This is a genomic window from Nitrobacter sp. CN101 (genome assembly GCF_055390255.1).
Window position 1 is genome coordinate 2,500,607 of the sequence record NZ_AP038833.1, and the last position, 15,604, is coordinate 2,516,210.

The window sequence follows — 15,604 nt, forward strand, 5'->3', positions numbered from 1 at the left end:
GCGGCTGATGGCCCTACCGGCTGACCTCTCTTGTATTCGTCACGGCTTGGGGCTGTAATCGCGTCTCAATGTATTTGGGGAAGACTAACGTGGCAATTGGTACTGTGAAGTGGTTCAACGAACAAAAGGGCTATGGCTTCATTCAGCCCGACGGCGGCGGCAAGGACGTATTCGTCCATATCTCGACAGTGGAGAAGGCAGGATTCACCGGCCGGGCAGAGGGCGCTAAGGTGTCCTACGAGGTCGTGGCGAACCGCGGCAAAGAGAGCGCGGAGAACCTGCGGATAGGTTAGTGAGCTGAGCCGGATGTACGCTCGCTCGTGATGTGGATGGCCCGGGCAATGCTTCGGGCCATTTGCTTTTCCGCGTTGCCTACTCTTTGATGACTTCGAAATAGCAATAGCCTTTAACGGCTATGTCTAACCTTGCGTCGGAATGCACCGTGGAGCTCTCGCGCTCGCTGATCAAGACCCAATCTTTTGCCGGAAACTGGGGAGGCAGCTTAGCGCCAGGTCTGATTGCCAAGCGTACCGAGGGGCGGCTCTTCTTGCGGTAAACGTCAAAAGACTTTTTAGGCGTCGGATCCATCCACCAAAAATATGGGCGGGAGAGGTAACGTCCAACTCGCGTCCGTCCTTAACGTTACCCGCTACGCGGCGGCTATTTACTCGCTTCATAGGGCAGAAAGTACACACCCTCGCGAGTGCCCAGGCGCTCCTGTTCCCAAGCCTTACGCTCCTCGTCGGTAGCCGGGATGAATGCAAAGCAACTCTCAGCGCCAACTGTTTCGCCCGCTGCCGTTAGCGCCTCTTGGACCAGGCCATACACTTTTGGGGTCCCGATCAATTCCTGCATACGCTCGTCTTCCGACGACAAGTTTACGGTGCCTACGCGCACACCATGCTCATCCGGGCTGCCCTCGTTCAGAACGAGGAAGATCGTGGTTAGCTCAGAATCCGTAGGTTCGCTCATCTATCCCTCTTCCCCTTCAGCCCGATCTCCACAAGGCGACGGATTGCCGTCGCTAGCGCGGGTTTGTCATCCTGGCGGGTGCCCCACGCACGAACTGAATCCTGTAGCTCCAGGGACATGCGAACCCCGACGAGAGGGTCTTTCCCCGTGGCGGGGCGACCGCGCGCCTTTTTGGGATTATCCTTAATTGACTTCGCCATAGAAATAGGATAATCCTAAATGCAAGCCGGGGCAAGGCGGACACCTCGCTCCCGGCTCTGACCTCAGCGAGAAAAGGACTTCTTCGCCATGGCTACTCAAGCACATACCACAAAACACATTCCCGCACCGCAACCGGTGCGCGCCCTGACCGAGTTCACGACGCTGCCGCCGGGCCACATGACGTTTCGGATTGAGGAGGACGGTGCCGAGCCGCACCTGAAAGAGGGCGAATATGCGGTCATCGACATGACGGATCACAGCGTTCAGAACGGCGAACTTTTCCTGATCCAGTACCAGAGCGGCAACCGGGCGCGGCGTGTCGTTCAGCTGAAATCGACCCTGTCGCAGATTACTCCGCCACCTTCGCCGAAGCAGCAGGTTTGGTGGTGTTGTAGGCTGCGAGGCTTCCGACCCATAGCCTCACCTCCGGGAGCTGATGGCATCGCTACATTCACGGGCCTGTCTGACGGTCCATATGCGGCCGAAGGTTTGGAGAAACGGTTGCTGGGCCGTGTCGTCGGATATTCCGTGAGGTCGCTGGGCAAGGCGCTATCGCAAGCGGCGGGTTATGAAAATGAGGACATCCGAAACGCCGAGTTCGATGCCGCCGAATACATAGACACCATGACGCGGTGTGGTCACCGGCTGGTTATTTCCCGCGGTAAATATTCGGAGTTCATGCCCGAGCGGCAGTTGACCGACAAAGAACACGAGGAAGTTTTGGCGGTCCGCTGGAAATTCGTCCGCGCCTCCCAGGCGCGCGCTCGCGTCAAGGCTGAATGCGAGCGGCGAGGGCTGGTAGAGTGAATCGTTCCGGCGCGTGAGCTCTAAAAATAACCCCGCCGGTTCGCCGGCGGGTTTTTCTTGCATTCATCGCCTGGGCGGGGAACCGGGAACCAGATCGAGCAATTGGGGTTATGGTTGCCGGACGGGTCCGTCTCCCAGCGCCGTCCAACGCAAGCTAGCTGTGATCTGGGTTTCTAAATCGTTGTGGAGATACTTACGTGGCTACAGGCACTGTGAAATGGTTCAACGGGCAGAAGGGGTTTGGTTTCATTCAGCCCGACAGCGGCGGCAAGGATGTCTTCGTGCACATCTCGGCCGTGGAGAAGGCTGGACTTTCGAGCCTGAACGAGGGGCAGAAGGTCAGCTATGAAGTCGTCGCGAACCGCGGCAAGGAATCTGCAGAAAACCTGCGCGTTTGATGAAAGGCCGCCGGTCATGCCGGCGGCCCTTGTTGCCCTCAGGCTTGCCGGTAAGGAAAGATCGATGTCGCTGTCTTCAGCCAAAAACTACGCGCTTCGTGCGGCGCGATCGCAGGATCAAAAAGAGGCGGCAGAGCTTTTGTCGAAGGCAATCTTGGAACTCGCCGCGTCGATCGAAGCCACCGACGCGAAGATCAAGAAGCTGAACAAATCAGGTTGATGTCGTTTGCCTACGTCGTCAGGTCCGCCGGCGGGTTTTACTCAGCGGATGCGCTCGCAAACCCCGGCAAGGAATCTGCGGGTGTGCACGGCTGCTGCCGCAGGTCACACCTGATTTTTTCTCAAGGGGCCCGAGGAGGGGCCCCAATACTAATAGGCACCCTTATTGGTTTCTGGAAACTTCAGTTAAGTGTTTGATTTTCAATGGCTCCCCGGGCAGGATTCGAACCTGCGACCATTCGATTAACAGTCGAATGCTCTACCACTGAGCTACCAGGGAACACGCGAAGCATCCTTCGCAAGACGGCAGCCTATAACAAAGCCCCCAACGCTTGCAAAGCAGAAAAGGGCACCGCGGCGCCTCTGGACAAAGGTAAGGTGAATCCGCCGAGGATCGTGCATTTCCTGCGACCGATGGAAAACGCTGCGACAAAATGCGACGGCAAATCAGGCATGCTTAGCAAGGGCTTGCATCGACCATGGGGGTGCCTTAGTCCTCCGAGAACTTTGGCACGGGTTAAGGATCGCTGATGTCTGATTTCTCGACCGCTCGCGGGAAAATGGTTGACGGTCAGGTGCGGACCAGCGACGTCACCGATCCGCGGATTATCGACGCGATGATGGCGCTTCCGCGGGAGATTTTCGTTCCCGAGGATCGCCGCGCGCTGGCTTACCTGGATCTCGATCTGGACGTCAGCGAAAGGGGGGCGCCGAAGCGGTATCTGATCAAGCCCATGGTCGTCGCCAAAACGATCCAGGCAGCTGAGATCAAAAGCACCGACAACGTCCTCGTGGTGGGCTGTGCTACCGGCTATACCGCCGCGTTGGCGGCGAAGCTCGCGGATCGAGTGACGGCGACCGAGAGCGATTCGGCGCTGGCGGCGAAGGCCTCGGACATTCTCGCAAGCCTCGGACTCGGTCACGTGACCGTCGTTACGGCGGCGGCGTGCAAAGGAGCGCCCGCCCACGCACCTTACGACGTCATCATCTTGGAGGGTGCGACCGAGATTGCTCCAGATACGCTTTACGGGCAGCTCGCTGCCGAGGGTCGCCTGGTCGGCGTGTTTGCCATGAGTGGCGCGCCTCGGGCGGTCATCGTTACCCACTCGCATTCCGATTTCGGACACAGGGCTCTCTTCGATGCGTCGGTTCCGGTCCTGCCGGGCCTCGAACAACCACCAGCCTTCGTATTTTAACGAAGCAGTTCCGACGTCGCGCGCGGTCCGGTCAAAAGCCATAGGGTTACCGGGTTCTTATTGATGCCCGCCGGACCTGGAATCCTTGTTTTTGCCAACCCTCGGGCATACGTTCCGCATAGCTTCGGCCAAACGCCGGCCGCCGACTTGGAGGGTTGCAGATGGGTTCACTGAGCATCTGGCACTGGATCGTGGTGGTCGCGGTGATCCTGCTGCTGTTCGGCCGCGGCAAGATTTCCGACCTGATGGGTGACGTTGCGCAGGGCATCAAGGCCTTCAAAAAGGGCATGAAGGATGATGAGAATACTGCGGAAAAGCCCGAACCCGTGAAGACGATCGATCATAATGCGGATGGGTCCGGTGCGGCGCGGTCTAACACCGGCAGCAAGGTCATCTAACGCAGGCTCCGCGCGAGGCCGTTTATCCGCAGTGATACATAGTCGAGGCGCGACAACCAGGGATGCGGTACTATCGAAACACGTCGATCCCTGTGCCGGCTTAAAGCAAGATCTGACAAGACGGGACGTCGGCTGCGGTGCGGAAACCGACGCAAGCCTCGCGTGAGCGGAAAGTTTCATGTTCGACATCGGGTGGAGTGAACTGCTCGTCATTGCGGTCGTCGCGCTGATTGCCATCGGCCCCAAGGAGCTGCCTGGCGTGCTGCGCACGATCGGCCAGTGGATGGGCAAGGCACGCAGGATGGCGGCTGAATTTCAGGGTCAATTCAACGAGGCCATGCGTGAGGCCGAAATGGCCGACCTGAAAAAATCCTTCGACGAGGTGCGCGACGCGACCAGCGGTCTGACCCGTGGCAACCTGATGACCCGGCTGACCGACTCGCTCGGCGAGCCGCCCAGACTCGAGGACCTCGACAAGCCATCCACAACCGCCAACTCCGCTTCCGTGAGCGGGTCGGCGTCGCCGGAAGCCGGGGTCCCTGAGACTTTGACGCAAGCCGACGTCGAGGCGAGCGCATCCGGGCCGCTGGTGATCACGCCGGAGGTTCAGGACGCGGCTCCTGTTGAACCGCCTGCGGCTGCGCCAGAAACGCCGCATGAGGCGAGCAGGGACGAGACGATCAGGGACGCCAAAGCGTCATGAGCGACGAAGACATCGAGGCCAGCAAGGCCCCCCTGATGGATCACCTGATCGAACTGCGCTCGCGGTTGATCAAGGCGCTGGTCGGCTTCGGCGTGGCATTTATCGTCTGCTTCTTCTTCGCCAGGCAGATTTACAACATCCTGATATGGCCGTTCGTCTGGGTCGCGGGGCCGGAGAATTCGAAATTCATCTACACCGCGCTGCTCGAATACTTCATCACCCAGCTCAAGCTCGCGCTGTTCGGCGCCGCCTTCATCTCGTTTCCGGTCGTGGCGACACAGATCTACAAGTTCGTGGCGCCCGGCCTCTACAAACATGAGCGCAACGCTTTCCTGCCTTACCTGATTGCGACCCCGGCCTTCTTCGTGTTGGGCGCGACGGTGGTGTATTTCGCGGTGCTGCCGATGCTGGTGCGGTTCTCGCTAGGGATGCAGCAGATGGCTGGTCCCGAAACCGCGGAAATCCAGTTGCTACCCAAGGTCGGCGAGTTCCTGTCGCTGACGATGTCGTTGATCTTCGCCTTCGGCATCGCCTTCCAGTTGCCGGTGATCCTGACGCTCCTGGGGCGGATCGGCGTCGTCACAGCGAAAATGCTGCGCGCCAAGCGTCGCTATTTCGTGGTCGGCGCGTTTGTCATCGCGGCGGTGCTGACACCGCCGGACGTGCTGAGCCAGATGTCCTTGGCGCTGCCGCTGCTCCTGCTTTACGAAGGCTCGATTCTCGCCGTGGCTGTCGTGGAGAAGAAAGCGGCCAAGCCGTCTGCCTCCGCCGCCACCTCGCCGCCAGCGGAAAACCCGGCGGAGTAGAGCGCCACTGTTTCCAATCGCAGCCGTTCAGGCTACTGAATGCCCGTTTTCGCGGGCAAAGACCTTCGTGGACTTCAACCGCTTTCTTTCCGGGGCCGATCTTCCATGCACGACATCAAAGCGATCCGCGACAACCCGCAAGCGTTCGACGCCGCACTGAAGCGGCGGGGAGTTGAATCGCTGTCGTCGTCGCTGCTCGCGATCGATGAGAAACGCCGCGCGGCTATTCTGGAGTCGGAGCAGGCGCAGGCGCGCCGTAACGCGGCCTCGAAGGAAATCGGCGAGGCCAAGAAGGCCAAGGACGATGCGCGCGCGAACGTGTTGATGGCTGAGGTCGCCGAACTCAAGACCACCATGCCGCAAATGGAAGCGGCGGCGAAGGCAGCGGATGAGGAGCTCCGCAAGGAGCTTGCGCAAATTCCGAATCTTCCGCTCGAGGAGGTGCCGTCCGGCGCGGACGAGCACGGCAATGTGCGGCGTCATGTGTTCGGACAAAAGCGCGACTATGCGTTTACGCCGAAGCCGCACGACGACCTCGGCGGCGCGCTCGGCGACATGGATTTCGAGGCAGCGGCGAAACTGTCGGGCGCGCGCTTCGTGGTACTGAAACGCGGACTGGCGCGGCTTGAACGCGCTATCGGGCAATTCTTTCTCGATGTCCACACCGGTGAGCACGGCTACACCGAGGTCAATCCGCCGCTTCTGGTGCGCGACGACGCGATGTTCGGTACGGCGCAATTGCCGAAGTTTCGGGATGATCAGTTCGCGGCATCGAGATCTCCCGACCAATATGAAGCGCTCGCTGCTCAAATTGGATTTCTTAGAACGGCATTTCCCCAATGGGTCGTCGATGGGGCAATCCATGTTACGCAAGAAAGATTAGAAGAGGCAACGAAGGCGATAGAGCAACACGACTTTGCGGAGAAGCTTTGGCTCATTCCCACCGCCGAAGTCTCGCTGACCAACCTCGTTCGCGAATCCATTCTCGATGAAAAAGAACTGCCGCTGCGCTTCACCGCGCTGACGCCGTGTTTCCGCGCCGAAGCGGGCGCGGCGGGGCGCGACACACGCGGCATGATCCGACAGCACCAGTTCACCAAGGTCGAACTGGTGTCGATCACCACGCCGGAGACATCGAAAGACGAGCACGAACGGATGTTGTCATGCGCGGAAGAAGTTCTGCGCCGGCTCGACCTGCATTACCGCGTGATGACGCTGTGCACCGGCGACATGGGCTTCGCCTCGCAAAAGACTTACGACATCGAGGTCTGGATGCCGGGGCAAGGCGAGGGCGGCGCTTACCGCGAGATTTCGTCCTGTTCGGTGTGCGGCGATTTTCAGGCTCGGCGCATGGACGCGCGCTATCGCGCAAGCGACGGGAAGCCGCGCTTCGTGCATACACTCAACGGCTCCGGCACCGCCGTCGGCCGCGCGCTGATCGCGGTGATGGAGACCTACCAGCAGGCCGATGGCTCCATCGCCGTGCCCGATGTCTTGCAGCCCTATATGGGCGGCCTGAAGGTGATCGCGAAAGGCATGTAGTTGCGCGAGGACTTTGGCCTTCGGAATTTGCCGGGACAGCGAGTTTGCCAGCCTCGGCCGGGCCGGATATGAAATGTCCCCGAACGGGCTAGAGCCTTTCCGCTTCTGATAGAACAGAAGCGGGGCTCTATGGTTTTGATTTGACGCGTTTTCTTCACGCAAATCGCTATCCACTTCGCTCGAAAACGCTCTCGCAGCGGCCGAAAGAGGCACTCTCAGGAATGCGGATTCTCTGTACCAACGATGACGGCATCCACGCACCGGGCCTCGAGATCGTCGAGCAAATCGCAAAGGAGCTGTCCGACGATGTCTGGGTGGTCGCACCCGAGCACGATCAGTCCGGCGTCTCGCACTCGCTGACGCTCAACGATCCGCTGCGGCTGCGCGAACTCGGACCTCGCCATTTCGCGGTGAAGGGCACGCCGACCGATTGCGTGATCATGGGATCGCGGCACATTCTCGGCGACAAAGGACCGGATCTCGTGCTTTCCGGCGTCAATCGCGGCCGTAACCTCGCCGAGGACGTGGTGTATTCCGGCACCATCGCGGGAGCGCTCGAGGGCACGATGCTCGGGCTGCCGTCTTTCGCGCTGTCGCAGGAGTTCAGCCTGGAGACCGGCGACAGGCCGGTGTGGGAAACCGCGCTTACGTTCGCGCCGCAGATCCTCCGCAAGGTGATCGATATCGGCATCCCGAAGAACACGGTGGTCAACGTCAATTTTCCGGCCTGCGCGCCGGAGGAGGTGGCCGGGGTGTTGGTGACGCGGATGGGGAAGCGCAATCTCGGTTTTCTCAAGATCCATGAACGGCGCGACGGCCGCGGCAATCCGTACTTCTGGATCGGATTCGAGAAGGCCGACGCCGTGGATACGCCCGCGTCGGGCACCGATCTCGCGGCGATCGCGGCGCAATGCGTTTCGGTGACGCCGCTGCGGCTGGACCGCACCGACGATGCATTCGGCGAGATCTTGAAGGCGCGCTTCAAGTAGATTTTGCTTGGTGTCTTGTCGCTTGCAGAAAATAACGGCCGACTTTAAAGCAGCCGTTCGCTGTCTTGTTCGGCTGACTCAGGCCGCGGCGCTGCCCTTGAGCGTGCGCTGGATCACGGCGGCAAGACCATCCATCTGGAAGGGTTTCTGCACTGACGGACGGTTGCGATATTCGGGCGGAAGCCCTTGCGTGCCATAGCCCGTTACGAAGATGAAGGGCCGGTTGCGGCCCGCGATAACCTCTGCCACAGGAGAAATCAGCTTTCCGTTAACGTTGACGTCGAGAATCGCGACGTCAAAGTCAGTGGTATGCGCGAGCTCCAGAGCTTGCTCGATGTCGCCCGCTTCGGCGGCGATGCTATAGCCGAGCTCCTCCAGCATATCCGCAACCATCATGCGGATCATCACCTCGTCTTCGACGAGGAATACCGAGCCGCCGGGCGGCCTTGTTGGTACCATGGTAGAAATCTCGATCTTTCGGCCAACGCAGGGTCGCAAATTATGCGGACGAACGCAATCCGTGCCGTTGTCGCGCCCGGGCAGGACGGCCTGAGCCGTCGCGCCGGCTGTTTCCGCCGGAACAAATACTTGTCCCGCCGGATTGACCCAGCGGGTGATCTGCGCAGATTGCGTCAACTTATCGTGGTAATCGTTCGGCGAAGCGCCAGCGCTTGAGAGTTCGCCCATGCCCCCCGCGGATCGTTTGCCGCCCGAAAAGATGATGTTTCAGCTAAACCTGCGGCGACGCGGTATTAGCGATCAGCGCGTGCTTCGCGCGATGGATAACGTCCCGCGCGATGTTTTCGTCGAACGGGATGATCGCGAGGATGCCTGGTGCGATACCGCGCTCGGCATCGCCTGCGGGCAAACCATCAGCCAGCCTTTCGTCGTGGCCTACATGACCGAGCGGCTGGAATTACGTGACGATAACCGGGTGCTCGAGATCGGCACCGGCTCAGGCTATCAGACCGCTATTCTGTCGCGCCTCTGTCGCGAGGTCGTGACTATCGAACGATATCGGGTGCTCGCGGATCGCGCCCGTGCCCGGCTGGAGCAGCTCGGTTACGATAATATAGAAGTTCTGCTGGGGGATGGCTTCGACATTCCTGCCGGAGCAGGGCAATTCGATCGCATCATGGTCACTGCGGCAATGGAGCAAATCCCAGAGGCCTTGACGACCCGGCTTGAGCCGGACGGGCTTTTGATCGCGCCTGTCGGTCCGCAGAATGGACGGCAGACACTGATCCTCCTGCGACGTGCCGCCGCCGGGATTATCCGCAAGGAGCTGATCGACGTCCGCTTCGTGCCGGCGCTGCCAGGCATCGCCCGCGAACTCTAACCCGGTCCTCCGCCCGGCGGCTGCCGCAACACATTGTTCCAGCGATGTTAATTTTGAAGGCGGCGGCGTGTCAGGGTTAAAGGCTTGTTTACTGCCGGGGGTGTTTACTCAATTTGTATCAAGTTGCGTATGAGTGAGTAACATGTCCCGTGTCGTCGAGTTGCTTTACTCGCGTCGCGTACCGCAAGTAGCGGTGCTGGCGCTGGTGTCTATCGGTTTTGCCGGATGCAGCGCGGACATGTCCTCGCGCCTCGCTCAAATCGATCCTCAGCAATCAAATTTCGGATGGCAGCGCGACACGACCGGCGCGGTGCCTGCGGCGCCCGCCGCTCCCGTGGCTCCAATTCAACGCAGCGAGTTGCCGCAGTATGCGCGCCCGCAATATCAATCCCAACCGCTGCCTCCGATATCGACGCCAAAATCCTATCCGGTTGCATCGGGCAATGAACGTAGCGTCTTTTCGCATGCGGCTCCCGTGCATCCGATCGAGCCCGCCAGTGCTGTCACAGCGCGGGATGGCTGGAATCATAGCGGCGGCACCCCGATCATTGTCGGCACCAGCGATACGCTGGAAGGATTGTCGCACCGATATGGCGTATCCACTGCTGAAATCCTGAAGGCTAACGGCTACCACGGTCCTCGCCGGTTGCAACCTGGCCAGCGGTTGATCATTCCGAAGCGCGCGTCGGTGGCGGATACCCAAATCGCTCCGGCCGCGAAGCCTGCGGGCGCTATGGCTGCGTCCGGTACCCACTACGTCAATCACGGCGACACGCTGATGAGCATCGCGCGCCGCAATCACGTTTCCGTCGGAGAGCTTGCCCGCGCGAACGGATTACAATCGGGCGCGAAACTGACGACCGGCATGAAGATCACGGTGCCGACGAAGGTCGCTGTGGCGTCCACGCAGCCTGTTGCCGTTCCGACCGCGCCCCTTGCTACACCTGCGCCTATGCCGGCGGTTCACGCGGCTGCTGCGCCCGCAGGTCCGGTGCAGAAGGTCAACCTCGCGGTTGCGACGGCGACACCCGAGGCAGCCGTGGTCAAACATGCGGTGAAAGACGCAGAAGCAACCGGCGCCTTGCCGACATTCCGCTGGCCGGTGCGTGGCCGAGTGATCACGGCCTATGGCGCCCGGACCAACGGCAAATCCAATGACGGCATTAACGTCGCCGTGCCCGAGGGCACACCGGTAAAGGCTGCCGAGGATGGCGTCGTTGCTTATGCCGGCAACGAACTTAAGGGCTATGGCAACCTGGTCCTGGTTCGGCACTCCAACGGATACGTGACCGCATATGCCCATGCGAGTGATGTGCTGGTGAAGCGCGGCGATTCCATCAAGCGCGGACAGGTCATTGCCAAATCGGGTCAGTCGGGCGAAGCGGGGTCGCCGCAGCTTCACTTTGAGATCCGAAAGGGATCGACACCGGTTGACCCACTGAACTTCCTTAATGGGGCATGAGATTTTCAGCGGTTCCGTTAGTCTAGAGTAGTATACACCTGAGTTGGCCGCGAAGTCCGCTTCGCGGCCAACTCCGTTTTGATTTGGCGCACGAAGGGTGTCGGGCCGGGGACCATTGAACTTGTGGGAATCAATGCTCATGGCAGATGCTATCGCATGACGTCCCATGTGCGTGAGAAGGGGCGCGCGGTCGAGGTATTTGCGGCATTTTTGAAGCTCGGCCTGACAGCATTCGGCGGTCCCGTTGCTCATCTCGGCTACTTCCGCGACGAATTCGTGATCAAGCGGAAATGGCTTGAAGGAAAGGACTTCGCCGACCTTGTCGCGCTGTGCCAGTTCCTGCCGGGCCCTGCATCCAGCCAGGTCGGCATAGCCATCGGTCTGGCGCGCGCCGGTTATGCCGGAGCGGTCGCGGCGTGGATGGCGTTCACGCTGCCGTCGGCGCTGGCGCTGGTTGCATTCGCCTACGGCATATCCTTGTTCGGGAGCGCGTTGGGCAGCGGGTGGCTGCACGGCCTGAAGGTGGCCGCCGTCGCAGTGGTGGCGCTCGCGATTCTCGGCATGGCGCGAACGCTGACGCCCGATCGCGAGCGCGCCAGCGTCGCGGCGTTGGCAGCCGTCACGGCGCTGGTGATCGATTCAGTCTGGGGACAGATCGGCGCGATCGTTGTCGGTGCGATCGCCGGCATGACCGTGTTGAAGCGCGAGGCCGTACCGGCGGATCACTTCGGTGCAACACCGCGGACGAACAGGGCGATTGCGATTTTCGCGCTGGCGGTATTCGCCATTTTGCTCGTGGGATTGCCTGTCGTGTCGGCCGTCTCAGGCAATGCGGATTTGCGGCTCTTCGATACCTTCTTCCGCACCGGTTCGCTTGTGTTCGGTGGCGGACATGTGGTGCTGCCACTGCTCCAGGCGCAGGTGGTGCCGCCGGGATGGGTGAGTAACGATGCGTTCCTGGCAGGCTATGGCGCTGCGCAAGCTGTGCCGGGGCCGCTTTTCACGTTTTCCGCCTATCTCGGCGCGGCGATCGGCGGCTGGAAAACGGCTGCGCTGTGTCTTGTTGCGATCTTCCTGCCGTCCTTCCTGCTCGTCATCGGCGTGATGCCGTTCTGGGACGGATTGCGGCGGCGGGCCGCGACGAGAGCGATGCTGCGCGGCATCAACGCCGCGGTCGTCGGCCTTTTGCTGGCCGCCTTTTACAATCCAGTCTGGACCTCGGGCATCCTGTCCAAGGGAGACTTCGGGCTGGCTGTCGTTGCCTTTGTGTTGTTGCTCGTGTGGCGAACACCGCCCTGGCTGGTCGTTGTCGGTTGCGCCGTCTGCGCGGAGCTGCTGGCGGCGCTGTGAATTTGCGGCAGGTCGATTATGTCGCGATCCGCACGCCAAGCCGGCCTGCGAGCTCCTGCGTAAATTGCCAGGCAACGCGGCCGGAGCGCGAGCCGCGCGTGGCCGACCAGTCCAGCGCCTCCTGTTTCAGTTCAGCATCGTCGAGCCTGATGCCGAAGTGAGAGCAATACCCGCGCACCATCGCAAGATAGTCATCCTGGCTGCATTGATGAAAGCCGAGCCAAAGGCCGAAGCGGTCAGATAGTGAGACCTTTTCCTCGACGGCCTCGCCGGGATTGATCGCGGTCGATCGCTCGTTCTCGATCATGTCGCGCGACAGCAGGTGACGACGGTTTGATGTCGCGTACAGGATGACGTTGCCGGGGCGTCCTTCGATGCCGCCCTCGAGCGCGGCCTTCAGCGACTTGTACGAAGCGTCATTGCCGTCGAACGACAGGTCGTCGCAAAATACGATGAAACGAAACTCAGATGAGCGAAGTAGTTCCATCAGGCCGGGCAGGCTTTCGATGTCCTCACGGTGAATTTCGATCAGCTTGAGCAGGCCGCCGACTTCGGCATTGACACTGGCATGTGCCGCCTTCACCAGCGACGACTTGCCCATGCCGCGCGCTCCCCAGAGCAGGGCGTTGTTCGCTGGCAGGCCCTTGGCAAAGCGAACAGTGTTCTCCATCAGAATATCGCGCACTCGGTCGATGCTCTTGAGCAGGCCAAGATCGACGCGGCTGACTCGCGAAACCGGCATCAATCGTCCGTCAGGATGCCAGACGAATGCGTCGGCGCGCGTCATTGCAGCACGATTGTCGATCCGTTCAGCGGCGGCAGTCGTGGCGGCGGCGATTACTTCGAGAGCACAGGCGATCCGGTCCGCGGCATCGGACGCAACGGCCGCTTTCCGACCTTTTGTCGCGCCCCCCCGACGACCGGAGTGATCTCCTGGTGCCTTAAGAGGGGTCTTTCGAAGGCTTGTTTTCCGAGACTTTTTTGCCATCTTTGCCTTTCCTGAGCGCGCACCCTTAGCGAGGTGACCTGGCTCCTGCAAGCAGCGGAATAATGAGGCCCGATCAAGGGTCTGGTGGCGTTGCAATTGGGACCGTGGCCGTTATAGTCCGCGCGAATTTGCCCTTGATCGGCCTGACTCTGTGCTCGTGCCGGTTTGCTCCCAAGGAATAGCCCGAATGTTTATTACCCCTGCCTTTGCCCAGGCCGCCGGCGCCACCGACACCAACAACTTGTTGATGTCGCTGCTGCCCTTCGCGCTGATCTTCATCATTATGTATTTTCTGATCATCCGGCCCCAGCAAAAGAAGGCGAAAGAGCACAACGAATTGGTGAAAAATATCCGTCGAGGTGACACCGTCATCACGTCAAGCGGTCTCGTCGGAAAGGTCACCAAAGTGGTGGATGACGACCAGATCGAGTTCGAGATCGCGGACGGCGTCCGGGTGCGGCAGATGCGGCAGATGATTTCGATTGTCCGTGCCAAGGGCGAGCCGGCCAAGGGCGAGCCGACAAAAGGTGAATCGGCAAAGGGCGCCGCTAAAGGAGATGGCTCCAAGGACGACGCCGCGGCGAGCTAGGTGGTCCAGGCGATCATTCCTCGAATCTGACGAGTTATCTCGATGTTGTATTTTACACGGTGGAAGGCGCTGGCGATCATCATGACCGCTCTCGCGATCTGCCTGTGCGCCGTGCCTAACTTCTTTCCCGAGGCACAGGTCAAGACATGGCCGAAATGGGCGCAACGCCACATCGTGCTCGGACTTGATCTTCAGGGCGGTTCATATCTGCTGCTTGAGGTCGATTCCAACTACGTCAAAAAAGAGAAACTTGATCAGGTTCGCGATGACGCCCGCAAGGCGCTACGCGACGCGCGGATCGCTTATACCGGCCTTGCCGTCAAGAATGGCGCCGTCGAGGTCCGTATCAGCAAAGAGGAGGAATTCCAGACTGCGCTCGGCAAGTTGCGTGAGTTATCGCAGCCGCTTGGAGGTCTGCTCGGCTCGAACGGCCAGCGTAGCCTCGAAGTCAGCAGCGCGGACGGCGGGCTGATCCGCCTGACGGTGCCGCAGGCTGCTATCACTGACCGCATCCGCCAGTCGGTCGAACAGTCGATTCAAATCATCGAGAAGCGCGTCAACGAACTCGGCACCGTCGAACCCCTCATCCAGCGTCAGGGCGCCGACCGCATTCTGGTACAGGTGCCGGGATTGCAGGATCCGACGCGGCTGAAGGAAATCCTCGGCAAGACCGCCAAGATGGACTTCCGCATGGTCGATTCGAGCGTTTCTCCTGATCAGGCCGTGCAGGGCCGGGTGCCTGCCGATTCCGACGTGTTGATGAGTTCGCAGGCGCCCAAGACGCCTTACGTCGTCAAGAAGCAGGTGCTCGTCTCCGGCGGCGATTTGACCGATGCTCAGCCAGGATTCGATTCGCGTACCAGCGAGCCGATCGTGACTTTCCGCTTCAACAGCAACGGCGCGCGAAAATTTGCCCAGGCAACAACCGAAAACGTCGGACAGCCGTTCGCCATCATCCTCGACAATGAGGTGATTTCGGCGCCGGTCATCCGCGAACCTATCACCGGCGGCTCCGGTCAGATTTCCGGGAATTTTACGGTGCAGGAGGCCAACGATCTTGCGATCCTGCTGCGTGCCGGTGCGTTGCCGGCGCCGCTGACAATCATCGAGGAGCGCACCGTCGGACCCGGCCTCGGACAGGATTCGATCGAAAAGGGCGAACTCGCCGCCTATGTCGGATCGATCATGGTGATCCTGTTTATGCTGCTGACTTATCGGCTGTTCGGGGTGTTTGCCAACATCGCCGTCGCCATCAACGTCGCCATGATCTTCGGCGTGCTATCGTTGCTGAACGCGACACTGACGCTGCCCGGCATTGCCGGCATCGTGCTGACTGTGGGCATCGCGGTCGATTCCAACGTGTTGATCTATGAACGCATCCGTGAAGAAATTCGGGGCGGTCGTACTGCTATTTCGGCCATCGACGCCGGCTTCAAGCGGGCGCTGGCAACGATTCTGGATTCCAACATCACGACGTTCATCGCTGCCGCCGTGTTGTTTTATATCGGCACCGGCCCGGTGCGCGGGTTCGCCGTAACGCTCGGCATTGGCATCATTACAACGGTGTTCACTGCATTCGAGGTGACCCGGCTGATCGTCGCGACCTGGGTGCGCTGGAAGCGACCGCAAACCGTGCCGATCTGAT

At 60.5% G+C, this 15,604-nt stretch carries 18 protein-coding genes and 1 tRNA gene; 15 read left to right on the plus strand and 4 right to left on the minus strand.

Translation table 11 applies throughout. The features are described 5' to 3' along the window. Positions 1–89 precede the first annotated feature (89 nt). Entirely contained in the window at positions 90–293 is a 204-nt protein-coding gene (locus ACZ5IL_RS12605) for a cold-shock protein (protein WP_464591894.1), read from the plus strand. Positions 294–660: 367 nt separating this feature from the next. Here the strand turns inward: ACZ5IL_RS12605 and ACZ5IL_RS12610 are convergent, their stop codons facing one another. Beyond that, positions 661–972, minus strand: a complete 312-nt coding sequence (locus ACZ5IL_RS12610) for a hypothetical protein (RefSeq protein WP_464591896.1) — start codon at positions 970–972, stop codon at positions 661–663. Between the two features lie 288 nt (positions 973–1,260). On the opposite strand from ACZ5IL_RS12610, the gene ACZ5IL_RS12615 reads away from it, so the two are divergent. The 3 genes from ACZ5IL_RS12615 (at position 1,261) to ACZ5IL_RS12625 (ending at position 2,598) form a co-directional block, all read left to right on the plus strand. Next, positions 1,261–1,980: a hypothetical protein gene (locus tag ACZ5IL_RS12615; RefSeq protein WP_464591898.1), complete on the plus strand. Its 720-nt coding sequence runs from the start codon at positions 1,261–1,263 to the stop codon at positions 1,978–1,980. Between the two features lie 197 nt (positions 1,981–2,177). Beyond that, positions 2,178–2,378, plus strand: coding sequence for a cold-shock protein (locus ACZ5IL_RS12620; protein WP_464591900.1), 201 nt, complete (start codon positions 2,178–2,180; stop codon positions 2,376–2,378). 64 nt (positions 2,379–2,442) lie between these two features. Next, positions 2,443–2,598: a hypothetical protein gene (locus ACZ5IL_RS12625; protein WP_464591902.1), complete on the plus strand. Its 156-nt coding sequence runs from the start codon at positions 2,443–2,445 to the stop codon at positions 2,596–2,598. A 204-nt stretch (positions 2,599–2,802) separates the two neighbouring features. Here ACZ5IL_RS12625 and ACZ5IL_RS12630 read toward each other — a convergent pair. Then, positions 2,803–2,877: transfer RNA gene (locus ACZ5IL_RS12630), tRNA-Asn, on the minus strand. A gap of 250 nt (positions 2,878–3,127) precedes the next feature. On the opposite strand from ACZ5IL_RS12630, the gene ACZ5IL_RS12635 reads away from it, so the two are divergent. The 6 genes from ACZ5IL_RS12635 to surE all read left to right on the plus strand — a co-directional run bounded on the left by ACZ5IL_RS12635 (position 3,128) and on the right by surE (position 8,231). Beyond that, positions 3,128–3,793 carry a protein-L-isoaspartate O-methyltransferase family protein gene (locus tag ACZ5IL_RS12635; protein WP_464591904.1) on the plus strand — a complete coding sequence of 222 codons (666 nt, stop codon included), beginning with the start codon at positions 3,128–3,130 and terminating at the stop codon, positions 3,791–3,793. Positions 3,794–3,954: 161 nt separating this feature from the next. After that, positions 3,955–4,191 (plus strand): twin-arginine translocase TatA/TatE family subunit, encoded by a 237-nt coding sequence (locus ACZ5IL_RS12640; protein ID WP_309774558.1) that lies wholly within the window; start codon positions 3,955–3,957, stop codon positions 4,189–4,191. Between the two features lie 178 nt (positions 4,192–4,369). Further along, on the plus strand, positions 4,370–4,894 hold the full coding sequence (gene tatB, locus ACZ5IL_RS12645; RefSeq protein WP_464591906.1) for a Sec-independent protein translocase protein TatB: 525 nt from the start codon (positions 4,370–4,372) through the stop codon (positions 4,892–4,894). Next, the gene (tatC, locus tag ACZ5IL_RS12650; RefSeq protein WP_464591908.1) at positions 4,891–5,700 is read left to right on the plus strand and encodes a twin-arginine translocase subunit TatC; all 810 of its coding nucleotides are present in this window, start codon (positions 4,891–4,893) and stop codon (positions 5,698–5,700) included. Before tatB ends, tatC begins: the two co-directional genes overlap by 4 nt. Positions 5,701–5,805: 105 nt before the next feature. Then, a complete protein-coding gene (gene serS / locus ACZ5IL_RS12655) occupies positions 5,806–7,242 on the plus strand; it encodes a serine--tRNA ligase (protein WP_464591910.1) in 1,437 nt (478 codons plus the stop codon). A gap of 221 nt (positions 7,243–7,463) precedes the next feature. Next, complete coding sequence (gene surE / locus ACZ5IL_RS12660) at positions 7,464–8,231, plus strand: 5'/3'-nucleotidase SurE (protein ID WP_464591912.1); 768 nt, start codon at positions 7,464–7,466, stop codon at positions 8,229–8,231. Positions 8,232–8,309: 78 nt separating this feature from the next. Here surE and ACZ5IL_RS12665 read toward each other — a convergent pair whose 3' ends face one another. Continuing rightward, on the minus strand, positions 8,310–8,690 hold the full coding sequence (locus ACZ5IL_RS12665) for a response regulator (protein ID WP_464596902.1): 381 nt from the start codon (positions 8,688–8,690) through the stop codon (positions 8,310–8,312). 226 nt (positions 8,691–8,916) lie between these two features. Here ACZ5IL_RS12665 and ACZ5IL_RS12670 point away from each other — a divergent pair, with 226 nt between their 5' ends. The 3 genes from ACZ5IL_RS12670 to chrA all read left to right on the plus strand — a co-directional run bounded on the left by ACZ5IL_RS12670 (position 8,917) and on the right by chrA (position 12,382). Continuing rightward, the gene (locus ACZ5IL_RS12670) at positions 8,917–9,570 is read left to right on the plus strand and encodes a protein-L-isoaspartate(D-aspartate) O-methyltransferase (protein ID WP_464591914.1); all 654 of its coding nucleotides are present in this window, start codon (positions 8,917–8,919) and stop codon (positions 9,568–9,570) included. A gap of 142 nt (positions 9,571–9,712) precedes the next feature. Then, a complete protein-coding gene (locus tag ACZ5IL_RS12675) occupies positions 9,713–11,032 on the plus strand; it encodes a peptidoglycan DD-metalloendopeptidase family protein (RefSeq protein WP_464591916.1) in 1,320 nt (439 codons plus the stop codon). Between the two features lie 156 nt (positions 11,033–11,188). After that, a complete protein-coding gene (gene chrA / locus ACZ5IL_RS12680; RefSeq protein ID WP_464591918.1) occupies positions 11,189–12,382 on the plus strand; it encodes a chromate efflux transporter in 1,194 nt (397 codons plus the stop codon). Between the two features lie 16 nt (positions 12,383–12,398). Here the strand turns inward: chrA and ACZ5IL_RS12685 are convergent, their stop codons facing one another. Beyond that, positions 12,399–13,370: an ATP-binding protein gene (locus tag ACZ5IL_RS12685; RefSeq protein WP_464591920.1), complete on the minus strand. Its 972-nt coding sequence runs from the start codon at positions 13,368–13,370 to the stop codon at positions 12,399–12,401. Positions 13,371–13,557: 187 nt separating this feature from the next. Here ACZ5IL_RS12685 and yajC point away from each other — a divergent pair, with 187 nt between their 5' ends. Further along, entirely contained in the window at positions 13,558–13,959 is a 402-nt protein-coding gene (yajC, locus tag ACZ5IL_RS12690; protein ID WP_079446897.1) for a preprotein translocase subunit YajC, read from the plus strand. A 42-nt stretch (positions 13,960–14,001) separates the two neighbouring features. Beyond that, entirely contained in the window at positions 14,002–15,603 is a 1,602-nt protein-coding gene (gene secD, locus ACZ5IL_RS12695) for a protein translocase subunit SecD (protein ID WP_464591922.1), read from the plus strand. The last annotated feature ends 1 nt before the right edge of the window (position 15,604 follow it).